This window comes from Mycobacterium sp. P7213 (assembly GCF_900604305.1).
Lineage (GTDB): Bacteria > Actinomycetota > Actinomycetes > Mycobacteriales > Mycobacteriaceae > Mycobacterium.
Genome location: NZ_UWOA01000015.1, coordinates 28,671 through 47,566, shown reverse-complemented (window position 1 = coordinate 47,566; position 18,896 = coordinate 28,671). Strand labels below are relative to the sequence as shown.

Below are 18,896 nucleotides of genomic sequence, written 5' to 3'. Positions count from 1 at the left end.
CGCCCAGTTCACCTCGGCGGCCCCGAATCGGGCCAGTCACCGCTGTGGACAAAGCACCTGTTCGGACCGTGTAAACTCATTTGCGCAGTTCGCTTATGCGGGCTGACTTCGCGTGTCTGCACACAACCGGATGTCGGGTGGTCCCCAACAGGGGTCCGGCATCTCAGCAGACACCAGGGCCCGGCCTCACCCGTCGCCGGGCGACAACCGACAAAAAAGGAAGCATGCACTCATGGCTGTCGTAACCATGAAGCAGCTGCTGGACAGCGGCGCTCACTTCGGGCATCAGACCCGTCGTTGGAATCCCAAGATGAAGCGGTTCATCTTCACCGACCGCAACGGCATCTACATCATCGACTTGCAGCAGACGCTGACCTTCATCGACAAGGCGTACGAATTCGTCAAGGAGACCGTCGCGCACGGCGGCTCCATCATGTTCGTCGGCACCAAGAAGCAGGCACAGGAGTCGGTCGCGGCCGAGGCCACCCGGGTCGGGATGCCGTATGTCAACCAGCGCTGGCTGGGCGGCATGCTCACCAACTTCTCCACCGTGCACAAGCGTCTGCAGCGCCTCAAGGAACTCGAGGCCATGGAGCAGACCGGCGGCTTCGAGGGGCGCACCAAGAAAGAAATCTTGATGCTGACCCGCGAGAAGAACAAGCTGGAGCGCAGCCTCGGCGGTATCCGCGACATGGCCAAGGTGCCGTCGGCTGTCTGGGTCGTCGACACCAACAAGGAGCACATCGCCGTCGGCGAGGCCCGCAAGCTGGGCATCCCGGTCATCGCGATCCTGGACACCAACTGCGACCCCGACCTGGTCGACTACCCGATCCCGGGCAATGACGACGCGATCCGCTCTGCGGCTCTGCTGACCAAGGTCATCGCCTCCGCGGTGGCCGAGGGGCTGCAGGCCCGGGCAGGTCAGGGCAACGGCGAGGGCAAGGCTGCGGCCGAAGCGGTCGAGCCGCTGGCCGAGTGGGAGCAGGAGTTGCTGGCGGGCGCCACCACCTCCGCGCCCGACGCCGACGCCGCAGCTGCCGGCGCAGAAACCACCACCGACGCATCGTAGGAAAGGCACACAACAGTGGCGAACTACACYGCTGCCGACGTTAAGCGGCTTCGGGAGCTCACCGGCTCAGGCATGATGGACTGCAAGAACGCGCTGGCCGAGAGCGACGGCGACTTCGACAAGGCCGTCGAGGTGCTGCGCATCAAGGGCGCCAAGGACGTCGGCAAGCGCGCCGAGCGTGCCACCGCCGAAGGTCTGGTCGCTGCCAAGGGTGGCGCGCTGATCGAGCTGAACTCCGAGACCGATTTCGTCGCCAAGAACGACGAGTTCAAGGCCCTCGCAGAAGAGGTTGTCACCGCCGCCGCGGCGGCCAAGACCTCCGATGTCGAGGAGCTCAAGGGCGCCAATATCGGTGACCGCACCGTTGGTGAGGCCATCGAGGCGCTGTCGGCCAAGATCGGCGAGAAGCTCGAACTGCGCCGGGTCGCCTACTTCGACGGCACCGTGGAGACCTACCTGCACAAGCGGGCCTCCGACCTGCCGCCGGCGGTGGGTGTGCTGGTCGAGTACACCGGTTCGGATACAGAGGCGGCCCACGCGGTGGCGCTGCAGATCGCCGCGCTCAAGGCCAAGTACCTGAGCCGCGACGACGTGCCCGCCGACCTGGTGGCCAACGAGCGCCGCATCGCCGAAGAGACGGCCAAGGAGGAGGGCAAGCCCGAGGCTGCCCTGCCCAAGATCGTCGAAGGCCGGGTCACCGGCTTCTTCAAGGACGTGGTGCTGCTGGACCAGTCGTCGGTTTCGGACTCGAAGAAGAGCGTCAAGGCGCTGCTCGACGAGGCCGGCGTTACCGTGACCCGCTTCGCGCGGTTCGAGGTCGGACAGGCCTAGTCACCTGCTACGAAAATCACCGCCAGCGCCCGGTGCTCGGGCCTGGCGGTGATTTTCGTTCGGGCGTCACAGGCTGTACTGGCCGGTCGGCTAATGTCACCGGCATGCAATATGTGCAAGCTTTCGGCGACGATGCGCTCGGTGATTCCGACGCGGTTGGCCTGGTTGAACGGCTCCGATCCGGCGAGGTGACGCCCGCGGACCTGGTCGACGCCGCGATCGCGCGCACCGAAGCGGTCAACCCGCAGTTGAATGGCCTGGCCTACCGGGCATTCGACCGCGCGCGGGAGACCGCCCGGCACAGCGGCGGCGGCACCGGGCATCCCGGGTTCTTTCAGGGCGTCCCGACGTTCATCAAAGACAATGTCGACGTCGCCGGGATGCCGACCATGCAGGGCACCGATGCCTGGCAGCCGCACCCAGCCGCGGCCGACGGCGCTTTCGCCAAGCTCTACCTGAACACCGGGCTGATCGCGCTGGGCAAAACCCAGCTGAGCGAGTTCGGCTTCAGCGCTTCGGCCGAGCATCCGCGGATCGGCGCGGTGCGCAACCCGTGGAACACCGATTACACCGCGGCGGCGTCGTCGTCGGGATCGGCGGCGTTCGTGGCTGCCGGGGTGGTGCCGATCGCGCATGCCAACGACGGCGGCGGGTCCATCCGTATCCCCGCGGCCTGCAACGGCCTGGTCGGGCTCAAACCGTCGCGGGGCCGGCTGCCGTTGGACAAGGATTTGCGTGCCATGCCGGTGCGGATCGTCTTCAATGGGGTGGTGACCCGCTCGGTGCGCGACACTGCCGCCTTTTACGCAGCAGCAGAACGGATCTCGCGCAACACCAAGCTGCCGCCGATCGGTGACATCCGGGCACCTGGTGCCCAGCGTCTGCGGATCGCGGTGGTCACCCAATCGATCGCGCGCGAGACGGCGGCGGAGATGCGCGAGCTGACCTTGAAGACCGCCGCGCTGCTCGAGGAACTGGGGCACCACGTCGAGTACCTCGACGGGCCACCGGTGCCCGCGCATTTCGCCGACGACTTCCTGCTCTACTGGGCGTTTTTGGCGACCGCATTGGTCAAGGGCGGCAAGCGGATGTTCGGTCCCACCTTCGATCGAACCCGGCTGGACAACCTGACGCTGGGGCTGGATCGTCATGCCACCCGTCATCTTCACCGGCTTCCGCTGGCGGTTGCGCGCCTGGCGGCGGTGCGCCGCCGGCACACCGCGCGGCTGTATGGCGACTATGACGTCGCGCTCACGCCGACGCTGGCCCACGAGACGCCGCGGGTGGGCCACCTGGACCCCACCGCCGGCTACGAGCAGATCATCGACCGGCTGATGGACTGGGTGGCGTTCACKCCGCTGCAGAATGCCACCGGTGAACCGGCGATCTCGCTGCCGCTGGCCGAATCCGCGGCCGGGTTGCCGGTGGGCATGATGTTCAGTGCCCCCATCGGGCGCGACGCCCGACTGTTGGAGTTGGCCTACGAACTGGAGGCCGCCAAGCCCTGGCCGACCATCGCCGCCCGGGCCTGACGGGTCGCTGCCCTGGACCTAGCGGTCACTCCGCGCCGATTCGCTCCAACATCTGTCGCAGCCGGTGTTGCTCGGCTGGGCTCAGCGCAGCCAGCACCCGACCGTCGGCGACGTGTACGGCATCTTCGGCCTGCTTCAGTAGCTCCCGCCCGGCGTCGGTCAAGTTCGCCGGCAGTGCCCGCCCGGACGGCACCGAGTCTGGGCGGCTGACCGCGCCGCGGTTCTCCAGTCGGTGCAGCACGGTGTTCATCGCCTGCGGGGTGACGCCGGTGTGGCGGGCCAGTTCGGCGCTGGACAGTCCCGGACGCAGCGACAGGACTCGCATGCAGACGAATTCGGGCAAGGCCAGCCCCAGCGGCCCGAGTACCGCGGTCACCTGCGGGCGCAGCGCCGAGCTGACCCGGTACAGCAGATAGCCCAACGGAGCAACGTCCACGTCATCCATGTCAAATATCCTGACATACCAGGTTTGCGCTGAGCCGCTATAGATCGTTTCCCGCGTAGGACAGGTTGAAGCTCTTATTCGTCAGCGGGAAATCCGGAACAATGGTGTCGGTCATCGACACCGGCAGCGCGGGCCAGTTGAACCAGGACGGGTCGACGATCTTCGCGCGCCCGATGACGCCGTCGGCTCCGATCTCCACCCGATGCACGATGCTTCCGCGCCAGCCTTCGACGATGCCGACCCCGCTACCCGGGCCGGTCGTCGCCGGAACGGACTCCCGGATGTCGAGCGGGCCCTCGTGATTGTCGATCAGGTTGCGGCACAGAGCCACTGAGGCCGCGAATTCGTCGCGTCGAACGGTGTAACGGGCCAGTACATCCCCGGCGCTCGCAGTCACCTCGGTCACCGGCAGCACGGTGGTCGGGTGGTCGAGGCGGGCGTCGGTGACAATCCCGCTGGCCCGAGCCACGTAGCCCAGGGTGCCCATCGCCACGGCGTCGTCGCGGTGCAATACCGAGGTGCCGGCGAACCGGTCATAGATCACCGAGTTGCCCAACGTCAGCTCGGCGATCTCGGCGATGTCATCAGCCAGCTCCTGTAGCCGGCTCGGGTCCGGAAGTGTTTGCAGCACCACACCTCCGGGGCTGATCGCCCCGCGCAAGAGTCGGTGCCCGGTCACCTGCGCGTTGATACGCAGCACAAGTTCGCGGACGCGCTGGGCGTGGGCGTTGGCCAGGCCGAAGCCCACATCATTGGCGAGGGCACCCAGATCGGCGGCGTGGTTGTAGAGGCGCTCGAGCTCGACGAGCAGTGCGCGCAACCGATGTGCCGGATCGGGCAGCACGACACCGAGCGCGTCCTCGACGGCCAGGCTGTGCGCGAGTGCGTGACCGGCTGAGGTGTCACCGCTGATCCGTTCGGCCAGGTCCACCGCCGCGAGCGCCGCCCGGCCCTGAAAGAGTCGCTCGATCCCGCGGTGAACGAACCACAGTCGTGCCTTGAGGCGCAACACCGATTCGCCGACGACCGAGAACCGGAAGTGGCCCGGCTCGATCAGACCGGCGTGTACCGGGCCGACCGGGATCTCATAGACCCCGGCGCCGTCCACGGTCAGGAAGGGGAAGTGGTCCGCCGCAACGAAGTCGCCGGGTGGTCCGGCATTGTTGCGCATCGGATGCCAACCCTGCGGCCAATGCGCATGCAGTACCAGGCGGCGCGGCTGCGGATGATCGACCGGGATGATCCCGTACAGATCGAGCATCTCGCGCTCGAATCGCCCGGCCTGAAAAGACAGCCGGGCCAGCGAGGGGATCGTCGGGGCGTCCGCCGGAACGGTCAGGGTCAGCTCCCGGCGGCGATCCGGGCGGCCGGCGAGGAACAGGTACACCACCCGCAGGGTGTCGCCGTCATCGTGAGCGGCCATCAGTGCCAGCCGGAACCCGTCGGCGAGCAGAGCCGTGGCCGCATCGATCAACTCATCGCCGGTGACCGGCTGCGTGCTGGTGATCGGCTCCATCAGCGGACTCCGAGTTGGCTTGCGGCGGTTGTGAACAAGTCGGTCAGCGGGCCCGCAGTCACTCCGAGGGCGAGCGAGAGCAGCACCCCGGCCACCAGCGCGCCCGCAACCGTCACCGGTACCCGGATCGCCGGGGCGCCGACGTCCGGGGTACCCAGCAGCAGGCGGCCGGAGTTGCGCAGCAGGGCGGCGAACGCCACCACCAGCGCCACCAGTGCCAGACCGAGAGCCCAGGCCAGGCGCGCATCGGCCAGCGAGAGTGCGATCGCCACCTCGCTGGCGAAAATCGCGAACGGGGGCAAACCGAGCAGGACCACCAGGCCGGCCGCGAACGCGCCGCCGACCAACGGTGACCTGCCGAACACCGCGGTGATCTCACCGATCGCGGTGGTGCCATGGGCGGCCTGCAGCTGCCCGCCGGCCAGGAACAGCACGGTCTTGCCGACCCCGTGAGCCAGCACGTGCAGCAGCAGCGCCGTGATCGCCAGCTGGGTGCCCGCCGCCGCGGCGACCGCGATCAGGCCCATGGTCTCCATCGATGAATAGGCCAGCATCCGTTTGAGATCGGTCGTGACGGTGAGCAGCAACGCAGCTATCAGCAGTGTCACCAGACCGGCGGCCAGCAGTGCCGTCCGCAGAAACGCCGGGCCCACCGCGGCATCGATGATCGGCTTGATCCGGATCAGCACCGAGAACGCGACCGAGAGCAGTACCCCGCTCATCAACGCCGAAACCGGAGCCGGGGCCTGGCTGTGCGCATCGGCGAGCCAGGTGTGAAACGGCGCCAGGCCCATCTTGGCTCCATAGCCGATCAGCAGCAGTGCGCCCGCCAACCTGGTCACCGCCGGGTCGAGCCCTCCGGCATGAGCGGCCAGCACGTCGAGGTCCAGCGCGTCTTCAGCGCCCGCCCCGGCATGCAGTGCGGCGAAATGCAGTAACACGGTGCCCAGGAACGCGATCGTGATGCCCACCGAACACACCATGACGTACTTCCAGGTGGCCTCCAGCGCGGCCCGACTGCGGCGGTGCCCGACCAGAAACGCGGTGACGACCGTGGTGGCCTCCACCGCGATCCACACCACGCCGATGTTGTTGGCCGACACCGCAAGAGCCATCGCCGCCAAGAACGCCGGGGTCAGGATGCCGTACAACCGCGCGCCGCGCGCATCGGTGTGCCCACATGCCAATTCGGCGTCGACGTAGCCGATGCTCGCCCAGGTGGCCAGACTGCCGACCACACCGATGGTGATCAGCATCGTCACCGACAGTGCGTCGGCCCGCAACAGGCCGTTCAGCGCCAGATGGGCCCCGTCGCCGACCTGAAAAGCCAGGGCGACACCGGATCCGAGGATGGTCAGCGCCGACATCACCGTGACGGCGGCGCTGAACCGGCGCCCGCCGAGCGTCGCCGAGCACAGCGTGGCCAGCACCGGTGCCAGCAGTGGAAGCACAATCAGAAGTGTCATCAGTCGCGTAGCTCCCGCAACAGGTCCAGGTCCACGCCGCCGAAGGCGTTGCGCAGTTGTCCGGTCAGCACTCCGAGCACGATCAAGACGAACAGCACATCCAGCGAGGCGCCGAGTTCGACGATCAGCGGGACCCCGGCGGTCAGCAGGAACGCGGTCGCAGCGATTCCGTTGTCCAGCATCAGCAGCCCGACCGCCTGTGAGATGGCGTGGCGGCGGGTCGCCATGGTGAACAGGGCGATCAGCACCGTCGCGATGGCCGCCGGGGCGGCGTTCGTCGCGGTACTGGGCGCCAGCGCGACCACCGGTTGGGCGATGGTGAAGGCCGCGACCACCAGTGCGGTGACCATCAGCAGCGATGCGGTCGTGCTGACCAGGGGAGCGGACTCGCGGCGTTCTTGGCGTTCGGCGCCCAACGCTCGGTGTAGCAGCCACGGCAGCAGCACCGCACGTACCGCCAGTACGCCGAGGCCTACCAACAGCAGGGCTCGATCATGCTCGTGCACACCGCGAATCACCGGGATCGCGGCCAGCGCGACACCCTGGGCGACGAGCAACCGGCGAACCACCACCGACAGGTCGCGGTGCCAGACCGCCAGCACCGCGGCCAGCAGAACGCCACCGGCAGCCAGGTCCAGCATGTTGACGTAGTCGATCCACGCGTCGTTCATCCGGCCGCTCCCGAAAAGAAGTTCGCCGCCGTCACGGCCAGCACCGCCAGGACAAAGGACCCAGCGAGTAGTTCAGGCACCCGAAACAGGCGCAGCTTGGCCAGGAAGACCTCCACGGCGGCCATGACTGCGGCTAGCGCCGCCACTTTGAGTGCGATCGCGCCGGCGCCGACGATCAGGTCGAGCACACTGGGCTCCGCGGCGGCAATGCCCCAGGGAAAGAACAGTTTTGCCAGCAACGCCAGCAGCACGGTCAGCCGCATGCCGCTTGCCCATTCGACCATGGCCAGCTTGGGCCCGGCATATTCGAGCACCATGGCCTCGTGCACCATGGTCAGCTCCAGGTGGGTGGACGGGTTGTCCACCGGCAGCCGGCCGGTCTCGGCGACGATCACGATGACCAGCGCGACGAACGCGAGCGCGCTCGCCAGTGAGATCACCTGACCGGGATGCTCGCTGGTGTTGCCGACGATGGCGCCCAGGTTGGCTGAGTTCGCCGGGATGGACAGGGCGAACACCGCCACCAGGATGGTCGGTTCCACCAGCGCCGCGATCGTGATCTCGCGGCTGGCGCCCATCCCGCCGAAGGCCGTCGCGGTGTCGATGCCCGCCAAGGTCAGAGCCACCGTTCCCAAAAACAGCAGGCCCACAACGGTGATCAGGTCGGCGATCGGGTCCAGCGGCGAGCCGGTCGCCACCAAAGGTGCGGTGGCGACGATGACCAGTGTGGTGGCGGCCAGCGCGGCCGGCGCCGCGGCAAACACCCAGGTGGTGCCGAGCGGCGTGAGATTCTGCTTGCCCAGCAGTTTGCGGATGTCACGCCACGGTTGCCAGATCCCGGCGCCGGTGCGGCCCTCGGCGCGGGCACGGACCTGGCGCATCAGGCCGATGACCAGTGGGGCTCCTGCGATGACGCCGGCGACCTGCACGAAGCCCGCCAGGTATGTCAGTGCGTTCATCGCGCCACCAACATGGCGATCAGCACTCCCACCGCGCCGTAAGCCAGGTAGAGGTGCACACTGCCGGTGTGAGCGCGGCGCACCAGCTGCGCGGCGGCGGCCACGGCCCGCAGCAGCGGGGCATACCAGCGGTCTTCGACGACGTCGGCCACCCGCGCCCGGTAGGCGATCCGGTCGACGTAGTAGCTCGACGGAGCTTGGCGGCTTACTTCGACCGCGGTGTCGGTGTGCAGCACATCATCGAAAACCTGCTGTAAGGGTTGGGCGAACGACGTCGCGGTGTATTGCATTCGTGGGCTCAATTCGTCTGCGCCGCAAGCCCACAGTGGCACCGTGGCGGTACTCGGCCGCCGCTGTGCCCGCCAGCGTGAACCGATCAGCACCACCACGACCGCGGCGGCCAGAACGACGGCCAGCAGGCCAGGGGACATCGACGCGTCCAGCCCGGGAATGCGCAGGTAGGTTCCGAGCTCCGGGGCCGCCCCGGATACCGGCAGGATGTCGAGCACCCGGTGCAGCAGCGGGCCCACGGCTCCCGGCGCGACGGCCAGCACCAGGCAGGCGAGTGCGGCCACGGTCATCCCGGCGAGCATCGCGCCGGGCGCTTCCCGGGCCGTTGCGGCGGCATCTGAGCGTGGCCGAGCCAGGAACCCGATGCCGAAGGCCTTGACCATGGCGGCCACCCCCAGGCCGGCGGTCAGTGCGACCGCACCCACGGCCAGCGGTGTCACCAGGGTGACCGTGAGGTCGTGGTCGGCTCGGGCATGCATCAGCGACTGGATCAGCAGCCATTCACTGACGAAGCCCGCTCCCAACGGCAGGCCGGCGGCGCCGAGCGCAGCCACCCCGAACAACGTTGTCGTGCCTGGCATCCGGCGGGCCAGCCCGCCGAGCCGATCCAGGTCGCGCAGGCCGGTGGCGGCCAGGACCGACCCGGCGGCCAGGAATCCGAGGCTCTTGAACGCACTGTGGGCAAGCAGATGTAGCAGCGCCGCGACCGCGGCCACGGCCGCGGCGTCACGCGATCCGGCACCCGACAACAACGTCGCCGCACCCAGTGCCAGGGTGATCAGCCCGATGTTCTCCGTCGTCGAATAGGCAAGCAGCCGTTTGAGGTCGGTTGCCACCGATGCCTGCAACACTCCGTAGAGCGCCGATGCGCCACCGGCGAGCAACAGCGTCAGACCCCACCAGCGCGGTCCCGGCCCGAGCAGTTGCACGTCGACACGGATGATCCCGTAGATGCCGAGGTTGACCATGGCGGCACTGAGCAATGCCGAGACCGGACTGGGTGCTTCGGGGTGCGCCCGGGGCAGCCACGCGTGCAGGGGCATGAGTCCGGCTTTGGAGCCGAAGCCGATCAGGGTCAACACGAAGACGGTGTCGCGCACCCGATCGGGCAGCGTGCCCATACCGGCGAAGTCGTCGCCGGCGTGCGCTGCCAGCACCACCATGCCCAGCAGCAGCGAGACGAAGCCGAGCTGGGTCATCACCGCGTAGATCAGCGCGGCCGAACGTACCTCGCTGCGCCGTTGATCGGTGAGCACCAACACCAGCGAGGCCAGCGCCATCAGTTCCCACGCAAGCAGGAACGTCGTCACCGACCCGGCCGCCGGAACCGTCAGCAGGGTGGCGACGAACAGCGGCAGCGTCAGCAGCGGGACCGCACCGTAGCGCTCGTGGCGTGCATAGCCGATCCAGTACAGGCCGGCGGCCACAGCCACCGCACCGGTCAGGCCCATGAAGAACCCGCCGAGCGCATCGATGCGCAGCTGCACACCCAGCAGCGGCACCAGCCAGTCGATGCGGATCGCGGGCACGCTGCCGAACACACCGGCCAGGCCGATCCCGACCCCGGCCGCACCGATGCCGGCCGTGGCAGTACCGCTGAGGACTGCTGGGAGCCCCTGGTGGTGTGACGTGTCAGGGGTCGAAACCGTCAGCGTGCTCACCGGCCGGTCACCGACCGCAGCGCGGCGAGGATCTGCTCGGGCGTCGGCGGGCAGCCGGGGATCTCGACATCGACCGGGACCACTTCGCCGACCGCTCCCACCGTTGCGTAGGACTGCGCGAACACCCCGCGGTTGAGGGCACAGTCCCCGCACGCGATGACTTTGCGGGGCTGCGGGGTGGCCTCCAGGGTGTTTCGCAGCGGCTCGGCCATGTTGCGGGTGACCACCCCGGTGACCAGCAGGGCGTCGGCGTGACGTGGCGAGGCGACGAGCCGGGCGCCGAATCGCTCGGCGTCGTACACCGGGCTGAATGCCCCGGCGATCTCGATCTCGCAGCCGTTGCACGATCCGGCGTCGACGTGGCGGATCTGCACCGAGCCCGTCACGCCTCCCGGCGGTTCGGTGGTGGCCGGCGGGCGGGCGCCGGCCGGTTCGGTGACACGGCCCAGGGCACGGATTCTGGTGAGCCAGCTCATTGCCCGGCCCGCAGGTCATCGAGGATGGCGACTTGGTCGTTCAGCATTCCGGTCAGGGCCTTGCGCGCGACGGTGAGTAGCTCGGTGATCACCGGTGAGGCGATGGAGTAGACCACCGTGTTGCCGTCTTTGGCGGCTGTTACGACGCCGGCGCGGCGCAGTACGCCCAACTGCTGGGACAGATTCGATGCCTCGAGCCCGATCTCGGGAAGCAGCTCACCGACGGTGTGGTCGCGTTCGGCGAGCAGTTCCAGGACTCGGATCCGGGCGGGGTGCCCGAGAGTCTTGAAGAACTCGGCTTTCACCTGGTGGAGCGAATTCGGCACAGCGAAGACCATAGCAACGAAAGCATCAATTGAAAAATTCTTCATATGTTGTGACGGTTGGGGCCGGTGTCGCCACCCCGGGCTCTGTTTGACCGTTCCGGTAGGGCAGGATGACAATGCCGTCGCGGACGATTCCCGCGATGGCGCTGTCATATGCGTGCAGCCCGGAGGAGCCTGATGACGGAGCCGACGAGTACCGACGGAAGCCGGCCGGCCGGCCGCCCCCATTACTCCCGGGTGCTGCTCAAACTCGGTGGGGAGATGTTCGGCGGCGGGCAGGTCGGGCTCGATCCCGACGTCGTCGCCCAGGTCGCCCGCCAGATCGCCGAAGTGGTCCGCGACGGCGTGCAGGTCGCGGTCGTCATCGGCGGCGGCAACTTCTTCCGCGGCGCCCAGTTGCAGGAGCGCGGTATGGAGCGGATGCGCTCGGACTACATGGGCATGCTCGGCACCGTGATGAACAGCCTTGCGCTGCAAGATTTTCTGGTCAAGGAAGGCATCGACACCCGCGTCCAGACCGCGATCACCATGGGCCAGGTCGCCGAGCCCTACATCCCGCTGCGGGCACAACGACACCTGGAGAAGGGCCGAGTGGTGATCTTCGGCGCTGGTATGGGCCTGCCGTACTTCTCCACCGACACCACCGCAGCGCAGCGCGCGCTGGAGATCGGCGCCCAGGTGGTGCTGATGGCCAAGGCGGTCGACGGTATTTTCACCGCCGACCCCCGAACCGATCCCGACGCCCATCTGCTGACTTCGGTCACCCATCGCGAGGTCATCGACCGGGGGCTGAAGGTGGCCGATGCCACCGCGTTCAGTCTGTGCATGGACAATGGCATGCCGATCCTGGTGTTCAACCTGTTGACCGATGGAAATATCGCCCGGGCGGTCGCGGGTGAGAAGATCGGAACACTGGTCACCAGCTGAAGGGCGCAGGGCATATGACCGCCGGCGGCGACGGCGCTACAGCGAAGCGATAACAAGGAGCGGGGCACATGATCGACGACGCTCTCTTCGATGCCGAAGAGAAAATGGAAAAGGCCGTGTCGGTGGCCCGCGACGACCTCTCGACCATCCGCACCGGCCGGGCCAATCCGGGGATGTTCTCGCGGATCGTCATCGACTACTACGGGTCGACCACCCCGATCACTCAGCTGTGCAGCATCAACGTGCCCGAGGCACGGCTGGTGGTGATCAAGCCCTACGAGGCATCACAGTTGGGGGCCATCGAGACCGCGATCCGCAACTCCGACCTCGGCCTGAACCCCAGCAACGATGGTTCGCTGATTCGGGTGTCGGTTCCGCAGCTCACCGAGGAGCGACGCAAAGAGCTGGTCAAGCAGGCCAAGGCGAAGGGGGAGGACGCCAAGGTCTCGGTGCGCAACATCCGCCGCAAGGCGATGGAAGAGTTGCACCGCATCCGCAAAGACGGCGACGCCGGCGAAGACGAGGTCGGCCGGGCGGAGAAGGACCTGGACCGCTCCACCCAGCAATACGTGACCCAGATCGACGAGCTGGTCAAGCACAAAGAAGGCGAGTTGCTGGAGGTCTAGCGGCCGTTCAGCAGGCACAACCGTGGCAGACCAAGACACCGGCGTAGACGCCGCGGATTCGCAGCCGAAACAGTCGCGAGCCGGACGCAACCTTCCCGCGGCTATCGCCGTGGGCGCCGTGCTGAGCGGAACGCTGGTCTACACCCTGCTGTTCGCCCCGCGTTTCTGGGTGCTGATTCTGGCCGTGGCCGCCCCGGTGGCCACCCATGAGATCGTTCGGCGGCTGCGTGAGGTCGGCTACGACGTGCCGTTCATCCCGCTGGCACTGGGCGGCCAGGCGATGCTGTGGCTGTCGTTGCCGTTCGGGGCCCGGGGAGTGCTGGGTGCCTTCGGTGCCACGGTGGTGATCTGCATGATCTGGCGGCTGGTCGGTCAGGGGCTGGACCAGACCCCGGTCAACTACCTGCGCGACATGTCGGCGATGATCCTGATCGCGGTCTGGGTGCCGCTGTGCATGAGCTTCGCGGCCCTGCTGGTCTTCCGGGATGACGGCCCCGGTCGGGTGCTGTGCCTGCTGTTCCCGGTGGTCTTCTCCGACATCGGCGGCTACGCCGTCGGTGTGCTGTTCGGCAAGCACCCGATGGCGCCGGCGATCAGCCCGAAGAAGTCCTGGGAGGGCCTCGCGGGGTCGCTGGTGCTCGGCGTTACCGCGGCGGTGTTCGCGGTGACGGTGTTCCTCGACAGGCCGTGGTGGGTCGGGCTGCCGCTGGGGCTGCTGCTCGTGCTCACCGGGGTTTTCGGCGACCTCATCGAATCGCAGGTCAAGCGCGACCTGGGCATCAAGGACATGGGACGGCTGCTGCCGGGCCACGGCGGGATCATGGATCGGCTCGACGCATTGCTGCCGTCGGCCGTGGTGACCTGGATCGTGCTGACCGTTCTGCCCTGAGTCACCGGCATACTGGAACCGATCATGACGCAACAGCTGGTGTTCACCGCACCGCGGCGGGCTCTTCCGCCGCGACATCTGGCAGACCTCGACGCCGAAGGTGTGGTGGCCGCGGTCGCCGAGCTGGGGTTGCCGGCATTTCGTGCCAAGCAGCTGGCGAACCAGTACTACGGCCGGCTGATCGCCGATCCGCAGCAGATGACCGACCTGCCCGCTGCGGTGCGTTCCTCGGTGGCCGACGCGCTGTTCCCCACCCTGCTGACCGCGTCCAGCGAGATCGAATGCGACGCCGGTGAGACCCGCAAGACGCTGTGGCGCGCCCACGACAACACCAAGTTCGAATCGGTGCTGATGCGCTATCCGCGCCGCAACACCGTGTGCATCTCCTCACAGGCCGGCTGCGGCATGGCGTGCCCGTTCTGTGCGACCGGTCAGGCCGGACTCACCCGAAACCTGTCCACCGCAGAGATTCTCGAGCAGGTACGGGCGGCCTCGGTCGAACTTCGCGACAGAGACCACGGCCGGCTCTCCAACATCGTGTTCATGGGGATGGGGGAGCCGCTGGCCAACTACGCCCGGGTGGTGGCCGCGGTGCGGCGCATCACCGAGCCGGCGCCCAACGGTTTCGGCATCTCGGCGCGGTCGGTGACGGTGTCCACGGTGGGTCTGGCCCCGGCCATCCGCAAGCTTGCCGACGAGCGGCTCGGGGTGACGCTCGCACTCTCGTTGCACACGCCCGATGACGAGCTGCGCGACACCCTGGTGCCGGTCAACAACCGGTGGAAGGTCTCCGAAGCCCTCGACGCCGCCCGCTACTACGCCGACGTCACCGGCCGGCGGGTGTCAGTGGAATACGCGTTGATTCGCGACGTCAACGACCAGCCGTGGCGCGCCGATCTGTTGGGCAAGAAGCTGCATAAGGCGCTGGGACCGCTGGTGCACGTCAACCTGATCCCGCTCAACCCCACACCCGGCAGCGAATGGGACGCCAGTCCTAAGCCGGTGGAGCGGGAGTTCGTCCGGCGAGTTCGGGCCCAAGGCGTGGAATGCACGGTCCGAGATACCCGCGGCCGCGAAATCGCAGCGGCGTGTGGGCAGTTGGCGGCGGAAAGCGACTAGCCCTACTTCATCGAAACCGACGTTTACAGGCGTCGTCTCGCAGTTCTGCTGCGAAACGTCGGTTTCGGCGCTCAGCCGGACGCGTTAGCGCAGCCGGCCGCGGTTACGCAGGACGATGTCGCGCACCACGACGAACAGCGTCAGCGCGGCGAAGCCCAGCAGGAAGTAGTCCTCGACGTGACCGATGTGGTTGCCGCGCAGCATGAGCAGCAAGAAGCCGACGATACCGAAGCCGACGATGTGCCAGGTGCGGTAGTTGATGGCACTCCAACCCCACGCCGCAGACGGCACCTCGACAGGGTCAACCCCGGTGTGGCGCTCCACCTCGGTACCGGCCACTTCGACTCCTTAAGTTCGCCCCTGCAACTACTACTGCGCGACATTCTGACATATCGCGACCGAGCCACCTACCGTGGACGCCATGGCCGGGGACGTCGCAGAAGTCTCGCCGATCTGGGAATTCACGATGGCATCGCCCCGCATCGCGCCGGGTGTCACGTCGATGGTGGGCTACCGCGCACTGGACGTACCCGATGCCGTGCACCGGGGGATGCCGTCGTCGACGTTGACGTTCATCGTCAGCCTCGACGAGGGAGTGGAAGCCGCCGACACGGCTGAGGCGCTGCGGGCAGCCCGGCCGAATCCGATCATTCTCGGCGGGTTGCACGTGCGGGCCAGCCACGTGCGACAGCGCCGCGGCCAGGCCGGCGTGCAGGTCGCGGTGCACCCGCTGGCCTCGCGAGCGTTGTTCGGGATGCCCAGCGTCGAGTTGAGCGCGACCGAGTTCGACGCGGTACCGGTGTTGGGCCGCGGCGCGGTGGATCTGCAGGAGCAGCTCGCCATCGCACGGTCCTGGCCGGACGCGTTCGGACTGGTGTCGACGTACCTGGTGGCCCAGCAGCGCCGCCACGCCGCCACCGTGCGCCCCGAGGTCACCTACGCCTGGCAGCTGTTGCAGCGCAGCCGGGGGAGGGCGTCGATCACGGGCATTGCCGAACAGGTCGGGCTGAGCCAGCGGCATCTGAGCACGCTGTTTCGTCGCGAGGTCGGCCACACTCCGAAAGCCGTGGCGATGCTGATGCGCTTCGAATACGCGACCGCCCGGATGGCGGACGACGCTCGTCGGCACGGGCGGGTCGACTTGGCGGGCATCGCGGTCGCTGCCGGCTACGCCGATCAGGCCCATCTGACTCGCGAATTCGTGCGCTACGCCGGGGTTTCGCCCGCGGCTTGGCTGGCCGAGGAGTTCCAAAACATTCAAGACGGCGGTCACGCCCCACGGGCAGAGTGGAGTCATGACGCATCAGAATCCGACCGTCTGGTTGACCCTGCAAGCGCATGACGCGCGCAAACTCATCGACTACTACGTCGACACCTTCGGCTTCGTCGTCGCGGCCCGTCACGGCGATGACGGCGAGACCGTCGCTCATGCCGAACTGCGCTGGCCACAGGGCGTCGGCGGCATCATGCTCGGCAGCTACAAACCCGGCAATGACTGGTGCCGCGAACCCGGCACCGCGGGTGGTTTCGTGGTCACCGACGATCCTGACGGCCTCTACCAGCGGGTCCTGGACCGGCAGGCCGACGTGATCCGGCCGCTGACCGACACCGACTACGGCGCCCGCGAGTTCGCTGTCCGCGACCCGGAAGGCAACCTGTGGAGCTTCGGCAACTACGCGGGAGCACAATAGGTGGGTGAGCACGGGCCGTCGGATCAAAGTTCTGCTGTTGGGCTCGACCGGCTCGATCGGCACCCAGGCCCTGCAGGTCGTCGCGGCGAACCCGGACCGCTTCGAGATCGTCGGGCTGGCCGCCGGAGGCGGTAACGCAGCGCTGCTGGCCGACCAGCGCGCCGAGACCGGGGTGGCCAACATCGCCGTGGCCGACGCCCAGGTCGGCGAAGCACTCGAGGCTCCCTACTGCGGGCCCGATGCGGTCACCCGCTTGGTGTACGACACCGAGGCGGACGTGGTGCTCAATGCCCTGGTCGGCGCGCTCGGACTGCGGCCCACGCTGGCCGCGCTGGAGACCGGTGCCCGGCTGGCCCTGGCCAACAAGGAGTCCCTGATCGCCGGCGGCCCGCTGGTCCTGGCGGCCGCCGACCCGGGGCAGATCGTGCCGGTGGACTCCGAGCACTCCGCGCTGGCGCAATGCCTTCGCGGCGGGACCCCCGACGAGGTGGCCAGGTTGGTGCTCACCGCTTCGGGCGGGCCGTTCCGCGGCTGGAGCGCAGCGGATCTTCAGCACGTCACACCCGAGCAGGCCGGGGCGCATCCGACCTGGTCGATGGGTCCGATGAACACCCTGAACTCGGCCTCGCTGGTGAACAAGGGACTCGAACTCATCGAAACCCACCTGCTGTTCGGCGTGCCCTACGATCGCATCGACGTCGTCGTACACCCGCAGTCGATCGTGCATTCCATGGTCACCTTCACCGACGGATCGACGATCGCGCAGGCCAGCCCGCCGGACATGCGTCTACCGATCGCACTGGCGCTGGGCTGGCCGGCGCGGGTTCCCGGCGCGGCCGCGGCCTGCGACTTCTCCACGGCTTCCACCTGGGAGTTCGAACCACTCGACGATGCCGTGTTCCCGGCGGTGCAGCTGGCCCGGCAGGCCGGTCAGACCGGGGGCTGCATGACCGCGGTCTACAACGCCGCGAACGAAGAAGCCGCCGAAGCCTTCCTCGGCGGCCGGATCGGTTTCCCGGCGATCGTGGCCACCATCGCCGAGGTGCTGGGCGTCGCCGACCAGTGGGCCGCGCAACCCGCTACCGTGGATGAGGTACTCGATGCGCAGCGCTGGGCCAAGGAACGCGCGGCTCGCGCCGTCGAGGCGATAGCTACGAGAAAGGTCGGAATCACCCGATGATGTTCGCGGTCGGCATCGCGCTGTTCGCGCTGGCCATCCTGGTCTCGGTGGCGCTGCATGAATGCGGCCACATGTGGGTGGCGCGCGCCACCGGCATGAAGGTGCGCCGTTACTTCGTCGGCTTCGGAACCACGTTGTGGTCGACTCGCCGCGGTGGGACCGAATACGGCCTCAAGGCGATCCCGGCCGGCGGCTTCTGCGACATCGCGGGCATGACCGCGGTGGAGGAACTGGCGCCCGACGAGGTCGACCGCGCCATGTACAAGCAGAAGACGTGGAAGCGGGTGGCTGTGCTGGCCGCCGGCCCCGCCATGAACTTCATCATCGGCCTGGTGCTGGTCTACAGCATCGCAGTGATCTGGGGTCTACCCAACCTGCACGCTCCCACCACCGCCGTCATCGGCGAAACGGCTTGTGTGGCACCCGAAGTCGTCAAGGGGGAGCTGGCCGACTGCTCTGGCCCCGGCCCCGCTGCGCTGGCCGGCATCGAGTCCGGCGATGTGGTGGTCAAGGTCGGTGACACGCCGGTGTCGACCTTCGAGGAGATGGCCACCGCGGTGCGCAAACAGCGCGGCACCACGCCGATCGTGGTCGAGCGCGACGGCCGCACTCTCACCAAGTACGTCGACGTGACCCCCACCCAGCGCTGGATCTCCGACGGCGCGGACCGCGAGGCCGTCCCCAGCACGGTCGGCGCGATCGGGGTGGGCGCCGCCCAATTCGGGCCGACCAAGTACAACCCGGTCACCGCGGTGCCGGCCACCTTCGGCTTCAGCGGCGACCTGTCGGTGCTGCTGGGCAAGTCGCTGGCCAACATCCCCTCCAAGGTCGGCGCGCTGGTGCATGCGATCGGCAACCCGCACGGGCAGCGTGACCCCGAGACCCCGATCAGTGTGGTGGGCGCGTCGATCATCGGCGGCGACACCGTCGACCACGGACTGTGGGTGGCGTTCTGGTTCTTCTTGGCGCAGCTGAACTTCATCCTGGGTGTGCTGAACTTGGTGCCGCTGCTGCCCTTCGACGGCGGGCACATCGCGATCGCGCTGTTTGAAAAGCTTCGCAACATGGTCCGGTCGGCCCGCGGGAAGGTCGCGGCAGCCCCGGTGAACTATCTGAAGCTGATGCCGGCCACTTACGTAGTCTTGGTGGTGGTGATGGGCTACATGCTGCTCACCGTGACCGCGGACTTGGTCAATCCGATCAGGCTGTTTTGATAGGAGC

At 67.8% G+C, this 18,896-nt stretch carries 20 protein-coding genes; 11 read left to right on the top strand and 9 right to left on the bottom strand.

The genetic code is table 11. The features are described 5' to 3' along the window. Positions 1-232 precede the first annotated feature (232 nt). The 3 genes from rpsB to EJK91_RS07700 all read left to right on the top strand — a co-directional run bounded on the left by rpsB (position 233) and on the right by EJK91_RS07700 (position 3,432). Positions 233-1,069 (top strand): 30S ribosomal protein S2, encoded by an 837-nt coding sequence (gene rpsB / locus EJK91_RS07710; protein WP_024443212.1) that lies wholly within the window; start codon positions 233-235, stop codon positions 1,067-1,069. Positions 1,070-1,084: 15 nt separating this feature from the next. Continuing rightward, a complete protein-coding gene (tsf, locus tag EJK91_RS07705) occupies positions 1,085-1,900 on the top strand; it encodes a translation elongation factor Ts (protein ID WP_024443211.1) in 816 nt (271 codons plus the stop codon). Positions 1,901-2,004: 104 nt separating this feature from the next. Then, positions 2,005-3,432, top strand: coding sequence for an amidase (locus tag EJK91_RS07700; RefSeq protein WP_125078609.1), 1,428 nt, complete (start codon positions 2,005-2,007; stop codon positions 3,430-3,432). A gap of 25 nt (positions 3,433-3,457) precedes the next feature. Here the strand turns inward: EJK91_RS07700 and EJK91_RS07695 are convergent, their stop codons facing one another. Genes EJK91_RS07695 through EJK91_RS07660 form a run of 8 tightly spaced genes read right to left on the bottom strand, consistent with a single transcriptional unit; the run spans position 3,458 to position 11,255 of the window. Further along, complete coding sequence (locus EJK91_RS07695; RefSeq protein WP_036458287.1) at positions 3,458-3,877, bottom strand: MarR family winged helix-turn-helix transcriptional regulator; 420 nt, start codon at positions 3,875-3,877, stop codon at positions 3,458-3,460. A 37-nt stretch (positions 3,878-3,914) separates the two neighbouring features. Then, positions 3,915-5,393: a hydrogenase large subunit gene (locus tag EJK91_RS07690; RefSeq protein WP_125078608.1), complete on the bottom strand. Its 1,479-nt coding sequence runs from the start codon at positions 5,391-5,393 to the stop codon at positions 3,915-3,917. Further along, positions 5,393-6,859: a proton-conducting transporter transmembrane domain-containing protein gene (locus tag EJK91_RS07685; RefSeq protein ID WP_125078607.1), complete on the bottom strand. Its 1,467-nt coding sequence runs from the start codon at positions 6,857-6,859 to the stop codon at positions 5,393-5,395. Before EJK91_RS07685 ends, EJK91_RS07690 begins: the two co-directional genes overlap by 1 nt. Then, positions 6,859-7,530, bottom strand: coding sequence for a hypothetical protein (locus tag EJK91_RS07680; protein WP_024443206.1), 672 nt, complete (start codon positions 7,528-7,530; stop codon positions 6,859-6,861). The genes EJK91_RS07685 and EJK91_RS07680 overlap by 1 nt, the downstream gene beginning before the upstream one ends. Next, the gene (locus EJK91_RS07675) at positions 7,527-8,480 is read right to left on the bottom strand and encodes a respiratory chain complex I subunit 1 family protein (RefSeq protein ID WP_125078628.1); all 954 of its coding nucleotides are present in this window, start codon (positions 8,478-8,480) and stop codon (positions 7,527-7,529) included. Before EJK91_RS07675 ends, EJK91_RS07680 begins: the two co-directional genes overlap by 4 nt. A 5-nt stretch (positions 8,481-8,485) precedes the next feature. Continuing rightward, complete coding sequence (locus tag EJK91_RS07670) at positions 8,486-10,432, bottom strand: proton-conducting transporter transmembrane domain-containing protein (protein ID WP_125078629.1); 1,947 nt, start codon at positions 10,430-10,432, stop codon at positions 8,486-8,488. Positions 10,433-10,437: 5 nt separating this feature from the next. Further along, positions 10,438-10,917 carry an NADH-quinone oxidoreductase subunit B family protein gene (locus EJK91_RS07665; RefSeq protein ID WP_125078606.1) on the bottom strand — a complete coding sequence of 160 codons (480 nt, stop codon included), beginning with the start codon at positions 10,915-10,917 and terminating at the stop codon, positions 10,438-10,440. Beyond that, the gene (locus EJK91_RS07660) at positions 10,914-11,255 is read right to left on the bottom strand and encodes an ArsR/SmtB family transcription factor (RefSeq protein WP_036458283.1); all 342 of its coding nucleotides are present in this window, start codon (positions 11,253-11,255) and stop codon (positions 10,914-10,916) included. Before EJK91_RS07660 ends, EJK91_RS07665 begins: the two co-directional genes overlap by 4 nt. Before the next feature lie 165 nt (positions 11,256-11,420). Here EJK91_RS07660 and pyrH point away from each other — a divergent pair, with 165 nt between their 5' ends. The 4 genes from pyrH to rlmN all read left to right on the top strand — a co-directional run bounded on the left by pyrH (position 11,421) and on the right by rlmN (position 14,804). After that, positions 11,421-12,170, top strand: a complete 750-nt coding sequence (gene pyrH, locus EJK91_RS07655) for a UMP kinase (protein ID WP_024443201.1) — start codon at positions 11,421-11,423, stop codon at positions 12,168-12,170. A gap of 68 nt (positions 12,171-12,238) precedes the next feature. Further along, positions 12,239-12,796, top strand: coding sequence for a ribosome recycling factor (gene frr / locus EJK91_RS07650; RefSeq protein WP_024443200.1), 558 nt, complete (start codon positions 12,239-12,241; stop codon positions 12,794-12,796). 22 nt (positions 12,797-12,818) lie between these two features. Next, the gene (locus EJK91_RS07645; protein ID WP_024443199.1) at positions 12,819-13,685 is read left to right on the top strand and encodes a phosphatidate cytidylyltransferase; all 867 of its coding nucleotides are present in this window, start codon (positions 12,819-12,821) and stop codon (positions 13,683-13,685) included. A gap of 24 nt (positions 13,686-13,709) precedes the next feature. Continuing rightward, the gene (rlmN, locus tag EJK91_RS07640) at positions 13,710-14,804 is read left to right on the top strand and encodes a 23S rRNA (adenine(2503)-C(2))-methyltransferase RlmN (protein WP_024443198.1); all 1,095 of its coding nucleotides are present in this window, start codon (positions 13,710-13,712) and stop codon (positions 14,802-14,804) included. A gap of 84 nt (positions 14,805-14,888) precedes the next feature. Here rlmN and EJK91_RS07635 read toward each other — a convergent pair whose 3' ends face one another. Beyond that, positions 14,889-15,143, bottom strand: a complete 255-nt coding sequence (locus EJK91_RS07635) for a DUF2631 domain-containing protein (protein WP_024443197.1) — start codon at positions 15,141-15,143, stop codon at positions 14,889-14,891. Between the two features lie 163 nt (positions 15,144-15,306). Here EJK91_RS07635 and EJK91_RS07630 point away from each other — a divergent pair, with 163 nt between their 5' ends. Genes EJK91_RS07630 through EJK91_RS07615 form a run of 4 tightly spaced genes read left to right on the top strand, consistent with a single transcriptional unit; the run spans position 15,307 to position 18,889 of the window. Beyond that, on the top strand, positions 15,307-16,146 hold the full coding sequence (locus EJK91_RS07630) for a helix-turn-helix transcriptional regulator (protein WP_125078627.1): 840 nt from the start codon (positions 15,307-15,309) through the stop codon (positions 16,144-16,146). Beyond that, on the top strand, positions 16,100-16,495 hold the full coding sequence (locus tag EJK91_RS07625) for a VOC family protein (protein WP_046302069.1): 396 nt from the start codon (positions 16,100-16,102) through the stop codon (positions 16,493-16,495). Before EJK91_RS07630 ends, EJK91_RS07625 begins: the two co-directional genes overlap by 47 nt. A gap of 4 nt (positions 16,496-16,499) precedes the next feature. Continuing rightward, positions 16,500-17,675 carry a 1-deoxy-D-xylulose-5-phosphate reductoisomerase gene (gene dxr / locus EJK91_RS07620; RefSeq protein ID WP_046302068.1) on the top strand — a complete coding sequence of 392 codons (1,176 nt, stop codon included), beginning with the start codon at positions 16,500-16,502 and terminating at the stop codon, positions 17,673-17,675. Then, the gene (locus EJK91_RS07615; RefSeq protein WP_046302067.1) at positions 17,672-18,889 is read left to right on the top strand and encodes a M50 family metallopeptidase; all 1,218 of its coding nucleotides are present in this window, start codon (positions 17,672-17,674) and stop codon (positions 18,887-18,889) included. Before dxr ends, EJK91_RS07615 begins: the two co-directional genes overlap by 4 nt. Positions 18,890-18,896 lie beyond the last annotated feature (7 nt).